The following is a 14,576-nucleotide window of genomic DNA, read 5'->3' on the forward strand; positions in this document are numbered from 1 at the left end:
TTATTGGCTTTGGAAACAATTCATATCAATTACTTTAAAAATATACAGATGAAATTATACGATAAACTTATAGAAAACAACAAAAAGTGGGTAGCAGAAAAATTAGATTATGACCCCAATTATTTTACAAATCTTGCTAAAGGCCAAAGCCCGCCAATACTATGGATTGGTTGTGCAGATAGCCGCGTTCCCGCCAACGAGATTATTGGCGCCCAACCTGGCGAAGTTTTCGTACAGCGCAATATTGCTAATATGGTTGTGCATACAGATATGAACATGCTTAGCGTGCTTGACTATGCCGTAAATGCTTTAAAAGTGAAGCACATAATTGTTTGTGGCCACTATGGCTGCGGGGGCGTAAAAGCCGCAATGCAAAACCAATCCATTGGATTAATTGACAACTGGCTGCGCCATATTAAAGATGTTTACAGGCTTCATAAAGACGAACTTGATGGAATTAATGAAGAAAAAGAAAGATTCAATCGTTTTGTGGAACTAAACGTAAAAGAGCAAGTTTTTGATCTTGCCAAAACATCTATCGTTCAAAACGCATGGCACAACAACCAAGAACTGTATTTACACGGTTGGGTCTATGGTCTCGATTCAGGATTGATTAAAGACTTAGGTGTAAATGTCAGTAACGACAATGAATTGGACAAAGTGTATCAACTGAATTTCTAAGATTAAACAGGTATTCAGATTAATTCACTTAAATCTTTAAACAAACACTTATGACTAAAAATATATTTTCAAATTTTAGGGGCAATCTTTTCGGCGGAATAACCGCCGGAATCGTTGCCTTACCACTGGCACTCGCCTTTGGTGTTCAATCGGGCCTTGGTCCCGATGCTGGATTATATGGAGCTATTTTCATCGGTTTCTTCGCATCACTTTTTGGAGGAACCAACACCCAAATTTCGGGGCCCACTGCACCTATGACCGCAGTCTCCATGGTTTTGATAGCAGGTATTATTGCTGCAAACAATGGTGATGTTGAACAAGCGCTTCCATACATTTTACTTGTCTTTTTGATGGCAGGCTTAATGCAGATATTATTGGGAATTACCGGCGTAGGAAAGTACATAAAGTACATCCCTTATCCTGTGGTTTCAGGTTTTATGACAGCAATTGGGGTTATCATTTTAATCACTCAGTTGTTGCCCATTTTAGGTTATTATACTGAAGAAGACACTGCCCTTATTGAAACATTTAAACCCCAGGCAGAACAGGTAATAATGACAAAAATCCTGAACGATGAAGCTGGCGAAGGCGTCTTAGTTCTCGAGGATTTTAAAGAAACCATAAGCAGATCTGAACAAATTTCAGAGGAAGAAATTCTTCAGGAAGCCAAAATTCTCGCAAAAGCTGAAAATTCAGGTGTTGCTGGGGCTATAAAAGCATTGCCGCGTGCAATTTCAAACATTAATTGGTTGGAATTCATTTTGGCCTTGCTAACCATTTTTATCATTTATGGGTTCAAAAAAATTACCACAAAAGTACCTAGTACATTGGTAGCGTTACTTGTGGTTTCCGTAGGTGCATATTTTTTGAAACTGGATTACCAACCTATTGATCAAATTCCGGGCGGTTTCCCGATTCCAAACTTGAATATGTTTAGTCAATTTCAATTTGCGCAAATTACACCTTATGTTTTTACAGCTTTAACACTCGCTTTTTTAGGAAGCATTGACTCGCTCTTGACCTCTGTTGTTGCAGACAATATGACTAAAACCAAGCACAGCCCAAACCGAGAACTGATGGGGCAAGGAATAGGTAACAGTATTGCAGCAATCTTTGGTGGAATTCCTGGTGCAGGTGCCACCATCCGTACTGTTGTTAACATAAAGTCTGGAGGAACAACCAAGCTTTCGGGGATGATTGCCGCAATTTTATTGTTAGTTATCTTATTGGCACTAGGCCCTGTGGCATCACAGATTCCAGCGGCGGTTCTTGCAGGAATTTTAATCACTGTTGGTATTGGTGTGATGGATTACAAAGGTTTAAAAGCAATCCCAAAAATGCAGAAAGCTGAAGTTACCATCATGATTGTAGTATTGTTGCTTTCCGTATTTTGGAACTTGGTGTATGCCGTGGGAATAGGACTAATCTTAGCTTCCATTATTTTTATGAAAAAAATTGGAGACCTCACCGCAGGACAATCAAAAGTAGTTCCGTTAAAAAATGCTGATGAACTTTCAATGGCTTGGAACGACGAGCTTAATTTCCCCGAAAGACTCAAAGAAGAAGTATTCATAAAACGTTTGGAAGGCCCATTGTTCTTCGGTTATACGTCAGATTTCCAGCAATTGGCAAAAGAAATTCCAGATACCGCAACCCACGTAATTATAAGAATGGGAAAAGCACCATACATTGACCAGTCCGGACTTTATGCCATGGAAGAAGTACTGACAGAAATTTCACAAAAAGGCATTACCGCAATATTTGAAGACCTTCAGGCGCAACCGCGTGTAATGATGGAAAAGATAGATATTATTCCAGATTTGGTTCCAAAAGAACTTATTTTCAGTGACTTTAAAGAAGCCGTGAAATATGCACGTGATACAATAAAAAACGTAGTTTGAAAATAATACTACTCTTTGGGCGGCTCCGTTTCGGCGGGGCTTCCTTCGGGAGTAATTTCAGTTTCATCGTTGTTTAGATTATCAACTTCCTTCATTATTGCAGGAAGAATTACAGGTGCAATCATCGCAACCGGGGCATATAAAACCGAAGCTTCCCTTTGTTCCTCAGTAAGTATTCTATAGCTTTCAGAAGCGTTTACAAACATAAATACCACGCTTATTAAAAAGGCAAATTTCAGCACATTAAAAATGCCACCAAAAAGTTTGTTGAAGATTCCAAGCATTGCCAAATCGGCCACTTTGGTTAAAACTCTTCCCAAAAGACTGAACAAAATCATTATCAATAAAAAGGTAATTACAAACGCTAAAACTTGCGTAGTATCTGCACTCCAATTAAACCAATTTTCAAGATAAACCTTCACATAGTCCGAAAAAAACATTGCACAATAAACGCCAACCACAATTCCTATTAAAGAAGCGAGCGAACGCAAAAACCCTTTGCTAAAGCCTACAAAAAAAGCGATGATAAAAATGATGCCTATAACAATGTCAATTGTATTCATAATTTCAAATTTTCCATAAATATAGCATTTTCCAAATTCTGAATTCCGAATTCATAATTCAGAATTGTAAAATGTATCTTTGCAATCAAATAATTTTTAAAAAAATGGCGCGCGACGAACAATTAAAGGAACGATGGGAAGCAGTAGTTAAAATGCTGGGCGACCGTTTTGCCGATGGCCAAATTTTAGATTTGGATGCCATCATATATTTAATAGGTATTCAAGAGCTCGGCCAACTGCACCGAAAGTTTAAAAAAGACGAAAAACTAAACTTGATGCACATTGCCATCTGTCGCGTTTTAGAACCCTACGGATATTATCAGTTTGATTATGTTGACGAAGAAGGCTGGCCACATTACCACGTTTTGGAGCAATTGCCGCCGCTAAAAGCAGGTGAACAAAGCGTTTTGATGAAGGAGGCTATTGTGCAGTATTTTGTAGAAAAGGAAGTGATTAACTAGAATATTTTTTCGTAGAAAATTTAATGATGATAGAAACCGTAAGAAAACACATAATTGAAGTACAAGCATTTTCTTCAACCAATAAAGAAGAAATAGAAAACTTCCGCATAAAATACCTGGGGAAAAAAGGATTATTAAATGACTTTTTCGCCGAATTTAAAAACGTGCCCAACGAACAAAAAAAAGAGTTTGGGCAGGTTATAAACACGCTTAAAAACGCTGCACAGGAAAAGGTGGATTCGCTTAAGGAAGCAATTGAAAGTAGTACCGAAACTAAAGGCGTTTACGGCGATCTTTCCCGTCCAGGCGAAGTTATTCCGTTGGGCTCTCGCCATCCTATTTCCATCGTTAAAAACAAAATAATCGACATTTTTTTGCGTATCGGTTTCAATGTTTCCGAAGGACCGGAAATTGAAGATGATTGGCATAACTTTACTGCGCTAAACCTTCCTGAATATCACCCCGCACGCGATATGCAGGACACCTTTTTCATCCAAACCAATCCAGATGTTTTGTTGCGAACGCACACTTCTTCGGTTCAGGTTCGCTATATGGAAAACAACAAACCGCCCATCCGCACCATTTCTCCAGGTCGAGTTTATAGAAACGAAGCCATTTCAGCGCGTTCACACTGCTTTTTCCACCAAGTGGAAGGTTTATATGTAGATAAAGGTGTAAGCTTCGCAGATTTGAAGCAAACGCTACAATATTTCACTACCGAAATGTTCGGGAAGTCAAAAATTCGACTTCGTCCGTCTTATTTCCCATTTACAGAACCAAGTGCCGAAGTAGATGTTTACTGGGGTTTGGAAACCGAAGCAGATTACAGAATCACCAAAGGAACGGGCTGGCTAGAAATTGGTGGTTGTGGAATGGTAGATCCAAATGTCCTTAAAAACTGCGGCATTGATCCCGAGGAATACTCCGGATTTGCATTTGGCGTGGGTATTGACCGTATCGCAATGTTGTTGCACCAAATTCCAGATATCAGAATGTTCAGCGAAAACGATATTCGCTTTTTGGAGCAGTTTAAAAGTGTGCTATAAGTTTGTATCTTTAAGCAAAAACCGCACTTAAAACATTCTGTTATGAAAAAATATCTCGTTATCGCTTTGCTCGTTATTTTAGGCTTGGCCGTTGCTTACCTTACTTTTGTTATTGCAGCCATCAAAATCATAATTGGCTCTATATTGCTAGGGATTGCTGCCATTGCACTTTTGGCAGTTTGGATTATGTGGAAAATTGACGATTAATTATGCAAAAAGATATTGAAATTCCCAAAGCTGAAAACGTGCATATTGTTGCCATAAAGGAATGGGACAAAGACTTTACCGGCCAACAGTGGAACATCTATTTGGTAAATGATCGCGAAGATGAGATTACCACAGTTTTAGTAATGTCGCGCGGTAAAAGTGAAGACAGAAAAACTTCAACGCTTCGTCACGGTTTGGGAAATATACCTTCAAAAACCGCTGCAAAAGTGGAGTTTATTCCAACGGAAGTTTTAGGTTTTACCAACGAATATTTAGTCACTTTTTTTGCTGAAAACAAGCTCTTGGAACGCAAATTCATTTTTGAACCGAACAGTATTTCAGAAGAAAATGTGGTTGAAATACCTGTTATGGAAAGCGAAGGAATTTTGGCGAAATAAAAATTTCTCACACAATGCTGAAAGTTGAAATCGATTCTTTTTCCTATTCCGAAAAAACCATTTTAAAGAATATTCGTTTCACGCTGAAACCTGGAGAACATCTCAGCATTCTCGGCGAAAGCGGTTGCGGAAAATCTACACTTTTACATCTTGTTTACGGTTTGCTTCATTTAGAATACGGAAATATTTATTTTAATGCAAGAAAGCTGTTAGGCCCAACCAACACTCTCGTTCCCGGCGAATACTTTATGAAACTCGTAGCGCAGGAATTCAACATTATGCCTTTTATAACTGTTGCCGAAAACTTGGGTTCACATCTATCGCGTCTGGACGAAAAAAAGGATGAAAAAAGAATTGACGAACTTTTGGAAGTTGTTGAAATGGAAGCCTTCAAAAATACATTGGTAAAAAACCTCAGCGGCGGACAAAAACAACGAGTGGCTTTGGCAAAAGCATTGGCGAATGAACCTGAAATCCTTCTGTTGGATGAGCCTTTCAGCAATATTGATGTTTTTAGAAAAAATAAATTGCAGCGAAAAATCTTTAATTATCTGAAAGAAAATAGCATCAGCTGCATCACCGCAACGCACGATAGCGATGAAGCCTTGGCGTTTTCTGATCATATTTTAATGCTGAAAGATGGAATTGAGGAAATGTATGGTACTCCGGAATTTATTTATAAAAATGTTTCAACGGAATATCAGGCTGGTTTTTTTGGCGAAGCGAATCTGCTTCCAAAAAATCTTTTTTCTTCCGAAGAGAATTCCGAAGAAACCATCATTTTTCCACATCAATTGAAAATTTCCGAAGAAAAAACAAAACTGGAAGCAACGGTAAAAAATAGCTTTTTCAAAGGAATTTTTTACCTAATTGAAGCTGATTTTAATGGTAAAACTATATTTTTCAATAATCCATTGCCACTAAAAAAAGAAAAACGCTGCTGGCTGAAAGTTTCAAAGAAAATCTAAACCACAACAATCATTTTTCCCTTATTCTTCCCATCAAACAAGTCAATAAAGGCTTGTGGAATGCTTTCAAAACCCTCCACAACGGTTTCCAAGTAACTGATCTTATCATCTTCTAACCACTCTGATAACTTCTTTTGGGCAGGCCCGAAATCTTTAACGAAATCACGAACTGTAAACCCTTGCATTAAAATACTATTTTTAATCAGTGTAGTTTCAACTCGCGGTCCCATAGGCCTTTTGATTTCGTTGTAGAGTGAAATAGCGCCGCAGTTTATAACACGTCCAAATTTGTTCATATTCGCTAAAGCAGCGTCCAGAATTTCACCACCTACGTTATCAAAATAAACATCAACGCCTTTGGGACAGGCAGCTGCAATAGCTTTTTTCATATTGTCGGTGGTCTTATAATTGATGGCCGCATCAAAGCCGAATTTTTCCTGAATTCGGTCAATCTTTTCTTCGCTTCCTGCAATTCCAACAACGCGACAGCCTTTTATTTTTCCTATCTGCCCAACAACGCTACCCACGGCACCCGCAGCTCCAGAAACCAAAAGCGTTTCGTCTTTTTGTAGCTTACCTATTTTTTCCAACCCTAAATACGCTGTCATTCCAGTTAATCCCAAAATGCCCAAATAGGCCTTCAATGGCGCTTTTTTACTATCAACCTTATTCAGTCCTGTTCCGTTTGAAGTCTGAAACTGTTTCCACTGAAGCATTCCATTTACAAAATCGCCCTTTTCGAAGTTCTTGTTGTTAGATTCCACAACTTCAGCAATAATACCAGATTCCATAGGTTTACCTACTTCAAAAGGTTCTATATATGATTTTTCATCGCGCATACGGCCGCGTAAATATGGATCTACAGAAACGTATTTTGTTTTAAGTAATATTTCGCCTTCTGTTGGCTGTGGTTTTTCTTCTTCAGTAAATTCAAAATCTTTTAGAGAAGGTTTTCCCGCGGGGCGGTTTTTCAGTAGAATTACGCTGTTCATTAGTAGTCTTTTTAGGATAGAAACATAAAGTTAAAATTTTAAAACACAACTAAGTCGCACATTTAAGTTATTTAATAAAACAATAACAAATTTTCTTTTCTGAAAAGATTAACGAACTTAACCAACATAGGGAATATCTTTGCACCTTGTGAAAATAGCCTCGTGAAACCTTCTAAAAACATAGTGTCTACAGCCATTAAAGATCTTACGGATTACTTTAATAGTACTGATTTTTCCAAAGCCATCCTTTTGGGAATCGCGCTCACAATTCCAATAATTGTTGGGGTGAAACTGGATGCGCTGCAGATTGGTATCACCATCACGGTTGGAGCTTTGCTCGCGTCGCCAAGCGATGTTAGTGGAAGTATTCGACATAAAATTTCAGGAATTCTTTTTGCCACTTTATTGGCAATGATTGTGAGTTTGATTGGCGGTTATTTGCATCTTTCGCTTTGGCTGTTGTTTCCCATTTTGGGTATTTTAATGTTCGGTATTTCCTATCTGGCCATTTATGGATTTCGCGCATCGCTTATTAGTTTTTCCGGGCTTTTGGCATTGGTGCTCAGTTTTTCGAAAGTATCGGGCGGAATGGAGCCTTATGAAAGATTCCTTCTCATTGGCATTGGTGGACTTTGGTATGTGGCGCTTTCATTACTCCGTCATTTTATTTTTCCGAAGGCACCCACGGAATATTATCTTTCCAAAACCCTAAGGCTAACGGCTGATTATTTGAGGACCCGTGGCGAATTAGTTGCCGAAACCACAGACCGTGCCGAGCTTTTAAAAAAATTGCTGAACACCCAAACCGAACTTACCGCCATCCATGAAACCCTGCGCGATATATTGATTTCAAGTAGAACCGGTTCTGGAAAATCTGATTATGAGGGAAAGCGCATGCTCATTTTTGTGCAATTGGTAGATATGTTGGAACTAGCGATGGCAAACCCAGTGGACTATTCAAAAACGGACACCCTTTTTAATCAGAATCCGCAACAGTTGGCAGACTTTCAGGGTTTACTTTTCGCCATGAGCAGTAGGTTGAATGTTATTTCTGCAAATATCTCCAATCCAAAAAAACTTCGTCATAATGCCAAAATAGTTGAATTTCAAGAAAAAATAAAAAATGATATTTCGGAATATGCATCAGGGTCAAACGAAAATTTCGATGAAAATATCTTGATGCTAAAAAATCTTTTCAAATATCAAAAAGAGCAAATAAAGAAGATTGAAAAAATAGAATGGCTATTAAAAAACCCGGCCCAACGCGAGATTTCATTATTGAAAAAAGAAGACTCCCGCAGATTTTTGACCAAGCAGAATTATGACTTTGAGGTTTTGGCAGAAAACTTCAATATGCGCTCTCCCATTTTCAAACATTCGCTAAGACTCGGGGTGATGACCATGATAGGTTATGGTGCGGGTATGCTTTTTTCGGTACAAAACCCATATTGGATTTTGCTCACGCTTATCGTAATTATGCGACCCACGTTTGGACTGACCAAAACGCGCTCCAAAGAAAGGACTATTGGTACTTTGATTGGTGGCGCATTGGCTGTTGGAATTGTTCTGCTTACTCAAAACACAACAGTTTATGGCATTTTAGCAATCGTTTCGCTTGTGATTGCCTTTTCTATGGTGCAACGAAATTATAAGGCTGCTGCCACATTTATAACGCTGAGTGTGGTTTTTATCTATGCGCTTTTACGACCGGATATTTTTAACGTAATTCAATATCGCGTAATGGATACGCTCATTGGTGCGGGATTGGCAACTTTGGGCAATTTACTGCTCTGGCCTGCATGGGAAATGCAGGGGATGCAAAAAACCTTATTGGAAACCATTAAGGCGAATAGGATTTATTTGGAAGAAATCATAGGTTTCTACAACAAAAAAGGAGCTATTCCGTCTCAATACAAAGTGGCGAGGAAAAAAGCTTTTTTGGCAATGTCTGACCTAAGTGCAGCTTTTCAAAGGATGACGCAAGAACCAAAATCCAAGCAGAAAAATTTGGACAAGTTTTATGAAATTGCAATGCTGAACCATACTTTTTTATCTTCATTGGCTTCGCTGAGCACTTATATTTTAAACAATCCGACTACTCCAGCATCAGAAAATTTCAATAAGGTTTCTTCCAAAATTGTTCAAAATCTTTTAGATGCTGAAGCTATTTTGAAGTATGAAATTGCTGCTGAAACCGAAAAAGAAGATACCGATGTGGAAGACATTTTTGAGGCCACTTTTGGAAAGAAAATAATCTTTTCTGAAGATGGCTTACCGAAAGAAAATGATTTCCATTTAAAAATTGAAGAGGCACACTTGGTGCGTGAACAGCTAAAATGGTTGTTGGCGATGAGCAAAAAAATACAGAAGATTGTAAGGGAAACAAATTTTTAAAACCATATCACTTTAAAAATTTATATTTACCCAAATCATTTTCAATGAACAAAAATATTCGTCATCTTCAGCCCGTAGTAAGTATAAAAATTATTTTTGCCATAATTCTTTCCTTACTTTCCGTATATCTGTTTTTTGCAGGAACCATGTTTGGAATTATCCTGCTAGGAGCTGCACTGAAATTATCACTTCGGGAAGGTTTCGAACTTAATTTGGAAGAAAAGAAGTATCGTAAGGTTTATTCAATTTTTGCAATAAATTTCGGTATTTGGCAAAAATTACCGGAAATAGAATACGTCTCTGTATTTAAGACAATTAAAAATAGTAGGGCACGAGTAGTTACCGCTGAAGCAAATCTAGGCTTCGAAGTTTTTAAATTAAACTTATTTTACGGCAGGAACAGACATATTGAGGCGTATGTTAGTGACGAAATAGAGGATGCATTTTCAGTCGCCAAACATATCGCAACTGTTTTAGAACTAGACATTTTAGATGCAACAAAACCAGAAAAGGAGTGGATAAATATTACTTCACACTAGTGATTTTATAAGCATTTCCGTTAAGGTTAAATTCATCTCCATTCTTCTTCCCAGAAATAAGCAATCCCACTGGAGAATTTAAAGCAACGCAGAGATAATCGGTTTTACCAATGGGAACAGTGCCGATAGAAAGGCTGATGAAATAGGTAAACTTATCAGTATAAACTAAACTCCCCAAACGCGCATAATCTGAAGTAGCTTTCACATCAATCTTTTTTAGAAGGGGAACTATTTTTTCAATTTCTTGCAACTGTTTTCCAGCATTTTCACGGTCTATCTGTAACATAGCACGGCCTGTTTCGTGCTTGTCTCCGCTGCTATTTTTAGCTTCCTCCAATAGTGATTCTTCAATATCGGCAATGGTTTGTTTAATTTTTGAATAACGGTTGTCAACCTGTTTTTGGCAGTGTTGCAGCAATTCGGTTTTAATTTCTACTGCGGTCATTTTTTCTTTTTCGATTTCGTTTTGTCTTCTTTCGGTTCTTGTTTCTCCAATTTAAACGGCCCATAATAACGCATTTGGCGGACAATCCATTGTGTGCGTCGTGCAATGTAAGGTCCGGGAGGATTTGCCTTGTAGCGTTGCGGACTAGGTAAAATAGCAGCTATTGCCGCTGCATTTTCAGGCCGTAAGTTTTTTGCAGACTTCTTAAACCAATATTGCGAAGCTGCTTCGGCACCAAAAACACCATTCCCCATTTCCACACTATTCAAATATACTTCCAATATGCGCTCTTTGCTCCAAAGTGTTTCAATTAGCAAGGTAAAGTATGCCTCCAGTCCTTTTCTAAACCAGGTTCGATCCGGCCATAAAAAAGCATTTTTTGCAGTTTGTTGTGAGATGGTACTGCCGCCACGGATTTTCTTTCCTTTTTCGTTGTTTTCCAAGGCTTTTTCAATCGCTGCACGGTCAAAGCCGCTATGACTCAAAAAGGTTTGGTCTTCGGCGCATATAACAGCGAGTTTCAAATTCGGCGAAATTTCGTCAATCGGCACCCAATCGTGAAGGGTTTTGTAATTTTTATCCCCTTCAATAGAGCGAATTGCCATTAAAGGTGTGTAGGGTACAGGAACAAATTTGTAGATGAGTACCCAAAGCACCGTAAGTCCGATGAACCAAAGGAAAAATTTGAATAGAAATTTGAATAGTTTTTTAATCATAAATCTTTATTGTCTCCGTGTATTCTGTGCCTATGTGGTGAAAATAACCTCAGAGTACACAAAGCATTTATCTAACCGAATTCTGCTAATTGATTTCCAATGGAACTTCCTATGGCCACACCCATTCCGCCTAATCTTACGCCACAAAACACATTTTCTGAAACCGATTTAAGAATGGGTTTCTTCTGTTTTCCTATTCCCATAATTCCGCTCCAGCGATTTTCAATTTCAAAAGAGTGATGGGGTAAAATTACGGTTTTAAGTAATTGCTCCAACTTGTCTTGCACCAATTGAGTCAACTCCATTTCGGTGGTTTCCTCTGTCTTAAAATCAAGGTTTCTACCCCCGCCAAAAAGGATTCTGTTTTCAATATTTCTAAAATAATAATAGCCTTTGTCAAGATGGAAAGTTCCTTTTATTTTTAAGTTTTCAATAGTTCTCGTCACCAGAACTTGCGCTCTTGCTGGTTTTACATCTTCATTTAAAAATTGTTTTGCAAAACCATTATTGGCGATGAAGACTTTTTTTACTGAAATATTTTCGGAGGAATTTATTTGAAGTGAAACAGCTTTGCCATCATCCAAAATATTTGTAATCTCAGAAGAATTCAATATCAAAATATTTTCCTTCGAAGCTTTTTTGATAAGGCCGAGCATCATTTTTCCAGTGTCAATCTGACCTTCAAACTTACTGTAAATCAGTTTCTGTTGAATATTATTAAAGCCAAAATAATTTTCTTTTTCTGAAAAAACCTCTGCCTTGAAAATAGGCTTCAACAACTCATTTACAAAGCCAATTTTTGACTTGCAGGTTTCAAAAAGTTCAGTATCTTCATTAGTAAAAAGTTCATAGCCACCGTATTCTTTATAATCAAGTTGCTCATCTCCCAAATTATTTCGGAGTAATTTTAAACCTTCAACCCTGTTTTTTACAAGTTGGACAACTTCTTCTTCGGAATGGTTTTTTAAATCATCCAGTATTTCAGAAATACTTCCGAAGCAAGCGAATCCTGCATTTTTAGTGCTCGCGCCACTAGGAAGCATGCCCCGTTCAAACACAACGATTTTACTTTTTGGATATTTTTTCCGAAGTGAAAGCGCACAGCTTAATCCCACAATTCCACTTCCAATTACTCCGAAATCAATTTCTGATAGCCAGGTTTTATGTTCCCAGTAGGAAAGATTCATTTTGCTTCTATTTACAAACAAATATAATCATGAAAACCTCCACCTAGCTTCCTTTGAGAGAGGAATTTTCAAAAACTCATATAAGATTTAAATAAAAAAAGCACCAACATCCATTGTTTTACTTTTGGAGTTTGGTGCTTTATTTTTAGAATTTGAAGTTTATTCTTCCTCGGGTTCGTTCATTTTAAAAGTATTCATAAACGCCGTAGTGTAGTTTCCTGCCACATAATCCGGTTCATCCATCAATTGGCGGTGGAACGGAATTGTTGTCTTTATACCTTCAATCACGAATTCGTCCAATGCGCGTTTCATTTTGTTGATTGCCTCTTCGCGGGTTTGCGCAGTTGTAATAAGTTTCGCAATCATTGAATCATAGTTTGGCACAATTGTATAGCCTGCATAAACATGCGTATCTAAACGCACGCCGTGGCCTCCCGGCGCATGTAAAACGGTAATTTTACCTGGCGAAGGACGGAAATCGTTATACGGATCTTCAGCGTTTATTCTACATTCTATGGAGTGTAGTTGTGGCGTGTAGTTTTTACCTGAAATTGGCACACCTGCAGCAACCAAAATCTGCTCGCGTATTAAGTCGTAATCAATTACTTGTTCTGTAATTGGGTGCTCTACCTGAATACGGGTGTTCATTTCCATAAAATAGAAATTTCGATGTTTGTCTACCAAAAATTCTATAGTTCCAGCGCCTTCGTATTTAATGTATTCAGCGGCTTTTACGGCTGCATTACCCATATCGGTACGAAGTTTCTTCGTCATAAAAGGGCTTGGCGTTTCCTCGGTAAGCTTTTGGTGACGACGTTGAATAGAACAGTCGCGTTCACTTAAATGACAAGCTCTACCTGTGCTATCACCTACAATTTGGATTTCGATATGGCGTGGCTCTTCAATGAGTTTTTCCATATACATTCCATCGTTACCAAAGGCTGCAGAAGCTTCTTGACGGGCGCTATCCCACGCTTTTTTAAGTTCATCTTTTTTATAAACTGCGCGCATTCCCTTTCCTCCACCACCTGCGGTGGCTTTCAGCATTACGGGATAGCCAACTTCTTCAGCTAGTTTTTCACACTTTTCGAAAGATTCAATGATGCCTTCACTTCCAGGAACGGTAGGAACTCCAGCTGCCTTCATTGTAGCTTTAGCAGAAGCTTTATCGCCCATGCGCTCAATCATCTCTGGCGAAGCGCCAATGAATTTTATGCCATGTTCTTGACAGATTTTTGAAAACTTAGCGTTTTCAGAAAGAAATCCGTAGCCAGGATGAATTGCGTCTGCGTTGGTTATTTCTGCAGCAGCAATTATATTGGACATTTTTAGGTAGCTTAAATTGCTTGGTGGTGGTCCTATACAAACAGCCTCATCTGCAAAGCGCACATGTAAACTTTCTGCATCAGCGGTTGAATAAACGGCAACCGTTTTTATACCCATCTCGCGGCAAGTGCGGATAATTCGCAGTGCTATTTCGCCCCTATTTGCAATCAATATCTTTTTAAACATAAGGTTTCTTAAATAACAAATTCCAAATAACTAATTCCAAAGGTTTGGAATTTAGGATTTGAGATTTGGAGTTTACATTTATGATGGATCTACTAAAAATAGTGGTTGGTCAAATTCAACAGGAGAAGAATCGTCAATCAAAACCTTTACAATTTTTCCAGAAATTTCACTTTCAATCTCGTTGAAAAGTTTCATTGCCTCAATTACACAAAGAACATCTCCTATATTTATAGTACTTCCCACTTCTACAAAAACGGGTTTGTCTGGAGAAGGTTTTCTGTAAAAAGTACCAATAATTGGTGATTTGATGGTGATCAATTTTGAATCAGCATCTTCCTGTGTTGAAGATTGATTGGCACCATTAGCTTCCTGAACCTGAGGTTGCTGTATATTCGGCTGGGCTTGCATAGTTGGTATTTGCTGAATATAGGTGGTTTCACCTCTTTCATTTTCAGATCCTGTTTTAATAGTGATCTTAATGTCGTCCGTTTCAAGTTTTACTTCGCTGGCACCGCTTTTTGCCACAAACTTGATCAAGTTTTGAATGTCTTTTAAATCCATATTAG

At 38.2% G+C, this 14,576-nt stretch carries 16 protein-coding genes; 9 read left to right on the forward strand and 7 right to left on the reverse strand.

The window, feature by feature from the left end; all coding sequences use genetic code 11:
• The first annotated feature begins 48 nt into the window (after nt 1–48).
• Nucleotides 49–681, forward strand: a complete 633-nt coding sequence (gene can, locus ESU54_RS00470; RefSeq protein WP_111843072.1) for a carbonate dehydratase — start codon at nt 49–51, stop codon at nt 679–681.
• Nucleotides 682–731: 50 nt separating this feature from the next.
• Nucleotides 732–2,582, forward strand: coding sequence for a SulP family inorganic anion transporter (locus ESU54_RS00475; protein ID WP_111843071.1), 1,851 nt, complete (start codon nt 732–734; stop codon nt 2,580–2,582).
• Nucleotides 2,583–2,590: 8 nt separating this feature from the next.
• On the opposite strand, the gene ESU54_RS00480 is transcribed toward ESU54_RS00475, so the two are convergent.
• On the reverse strand, nt 2,591–3,145 hold the full coding sequence (locus ESU54_RS00480; protein WP_111843070.1) for a CvpA family protein: 555 nt from the start codon (nt 3,143–3,145) through the stop codon (nt 2,591–2,593).
• Between the two features lie 104 nt (nt 3,146–3,249).
• Here ESU54_RS00480 and ESU54_RS00485 point away from each other — a divergent pair, with 104 nt between their 5' ends.
• Genes ESU54_RS00485 through ESU54_RS00500 form a run of 5 tightly spaced genes read left to right on the forward strand, consistent with a single transcriptional unit; the run spans nt 3,250 to nt 6,225 of the window.
• Entirely contained in the window at nt 3,250–3,606 is a 357-nt protein-coding gene (locus ESU54_RS00485) for a hypothetical protein (protein ID WP_111843069.1), read from the forward strand.
• A 26-nt stretch (nt 3,607–3,632) separates the two neighbouring features.
• The gene (pheS, locus tag ESU54_RS00490) at nt 3,633–4,652 is read left to right on the forward strand and encodes a phenylalanine--tRNA ligase subunit alpha (RefSeq protein ID WP_111843262.1); all 1,020 of its coding nucleotides are present in this window, start codon (nt 3,633–3,635) and stop codon (nt 4,650–4,652) included.
• 42 nt (nt 4,653–4,694) lie between these two features.
• On the forward strand, nt 4,695–4,859 hold the full coding sequence (locus ESU54_RS17730; protein ID WP_170253242.1) for a hypothetical protein: 165 nt from the start codon (nt 4,695–4,697) through the stop codon (nt 4,857–4,859).
• Between the two features lie 2 nt (nt 4,860–4,861).
• Complete coding sequence (locus ESU54_RS00495; RefSeq protein WP_111843068.1) at nt 4,862–5,257, forward strand: P-loop NTPase family protein; 396 nt, start codon at nt 4,862–4,864, stop codon at nt 5,255–5,257.
• 14 nt (nt 5,258–5,271) lie between these two features.
• Nucleotides 5,272–6,225 (forward strand): ABC transporter ATP-binding protein, encoded by a 954-nt coding sequence (locus ESU54_RS00500; protein ID WP_111843067.1) that lies wholly within the window; start codon nt 5,272–5,274, stop codon nt 6,223–6,225.
• Here the strand turns inward: ESU54_RS00500 and ESU54_RS00505 are convergent.
• A complete protein-coding gene (locus tag ESU54_RS00505) occupies nt 6,222–7,217 on the reverse strand; it encodes an NADP-dependent oxidoreductase (protein WP_111843066.1) in 996 nt (331 codons plus the stop codon). The genes ESU54_RS00500 and ESU54_RS00505 overlap by 4 nt on opposite strands.
• Nucleotides 7,218–7,379: 162 nt before the next feature.
• Here ESU54_RS00505 and ESU54_RS00510 point away from each other — a divergent pair, with 162 nt between their 5' ends.
• Nucleotides 7,380–9,611 carry an FUSC family protein gene (locus ESU54_RS00510; protein WP_111843065.1) on the forward strand — a complete coding sequence of 744 codons (2,232 nt, stop codon included), beginning with the start codon at nt 7,380–7,382 and terminating at the stop codon, nt 9,609–9,611.
• 44 nt (nt 9,612–9,655) lie between these two features.
• Complete coding sequence (locus ESU54_RS00515) at nt 9,656–10,150, forward strand: hypothetical protein (protein WP_146743951.1); 495 nt, start codon at nt 9,656–9,658, stop codon at nt 10,148–10,150.
• Here the strand turns inward: ESU54_RS00515 and ESU54_RS00520 are convergent.
• The 5 genes from ESU54_RS00520 to accB all read right to left on the reverse strand — a co-directional run bounded on the left by ESU54_RS00520 (nt 10,137) and on the right by accB (nt 14,571).
• Complete coding sequence (locus ESU54_RS00520) at nt 10,137–10,595, reverse strand: 3-oxoacyl-ACP synthase (RefSeq protein ID WP_111843063.1); 459 nt, start codon at nt 10,593–10,595, stop codon at nt 10,137–10,139. The genes ESU54_RS00515 and ESU54_RS00520 overlap by 14 nt on opposite strands.
• Nucleotides 10,592–11,311, reverse strand: a complete 720-nt coding sequence (gene mtgA / locus ESU54_RS00525; RefSeq protein WP_111843062.1) for a monofunctional biosynthetic peptidoglycan transglycosylase — start codon at nt 11,309–11,311, stop codon at nt 10,592–10,594. Before mtgA ends, ESU54_RS00520 begins: the two co-directional genes overlap by 4 nt.
• A 71-nt stretch (nt 11,312–11,382) precedes the next feature.
• Nucleotides 11,383–12,498, reverse strand: a complete 1,116-nt coding sequence (locus tag ESU54_RS00530; protein WP_111843061.1) for an NAD(P)/FAD-dependent oxidoreductase — start codon at nt 12,496–12,498, stop codon at nt 11,383–11,385.
• A gap of 159 nt (nt 12,499–12,657) precedes the next feature.
• Nucleotides 12,658–14,010, reverse strand: a complete 1,353-nt coding sequence (gene accC, locus ESU54_RS00535; protein ID WP_111843060.1) for an acetyl-CoA carboxylase biotin carboxylase subunit — start codon at nt 14,008–14,010, stop codon at nt 12,658–12,660.
• A 78-nt stretch (nt 14,011–14,088) separates the two neighbouring features.
• Entirely contained in the window at nt 14,089–14,571 is a 483-nt protein-coding gene (accB, locus tag ESU54_RS00540; protein WP_111843059.1) for an acetyl-CoA carboxylase biotin carboxyl carrier protein, read from the reverse strand.
• Nucleotides 14,572–14,576: the final 5 nt, after the last annotated feature.

Origin of the sequence: Aequorivita antarctica, from assembly GCF_007997155.1 — a bacterium.
In the GTDB taxonomy this organism is placed as follows: Bacteria; Bacteroidota; Bacteroidia; order Flavobacteriales; family Flavobacteriaceae; genus Aequorivita; species Aequorivita antarctica.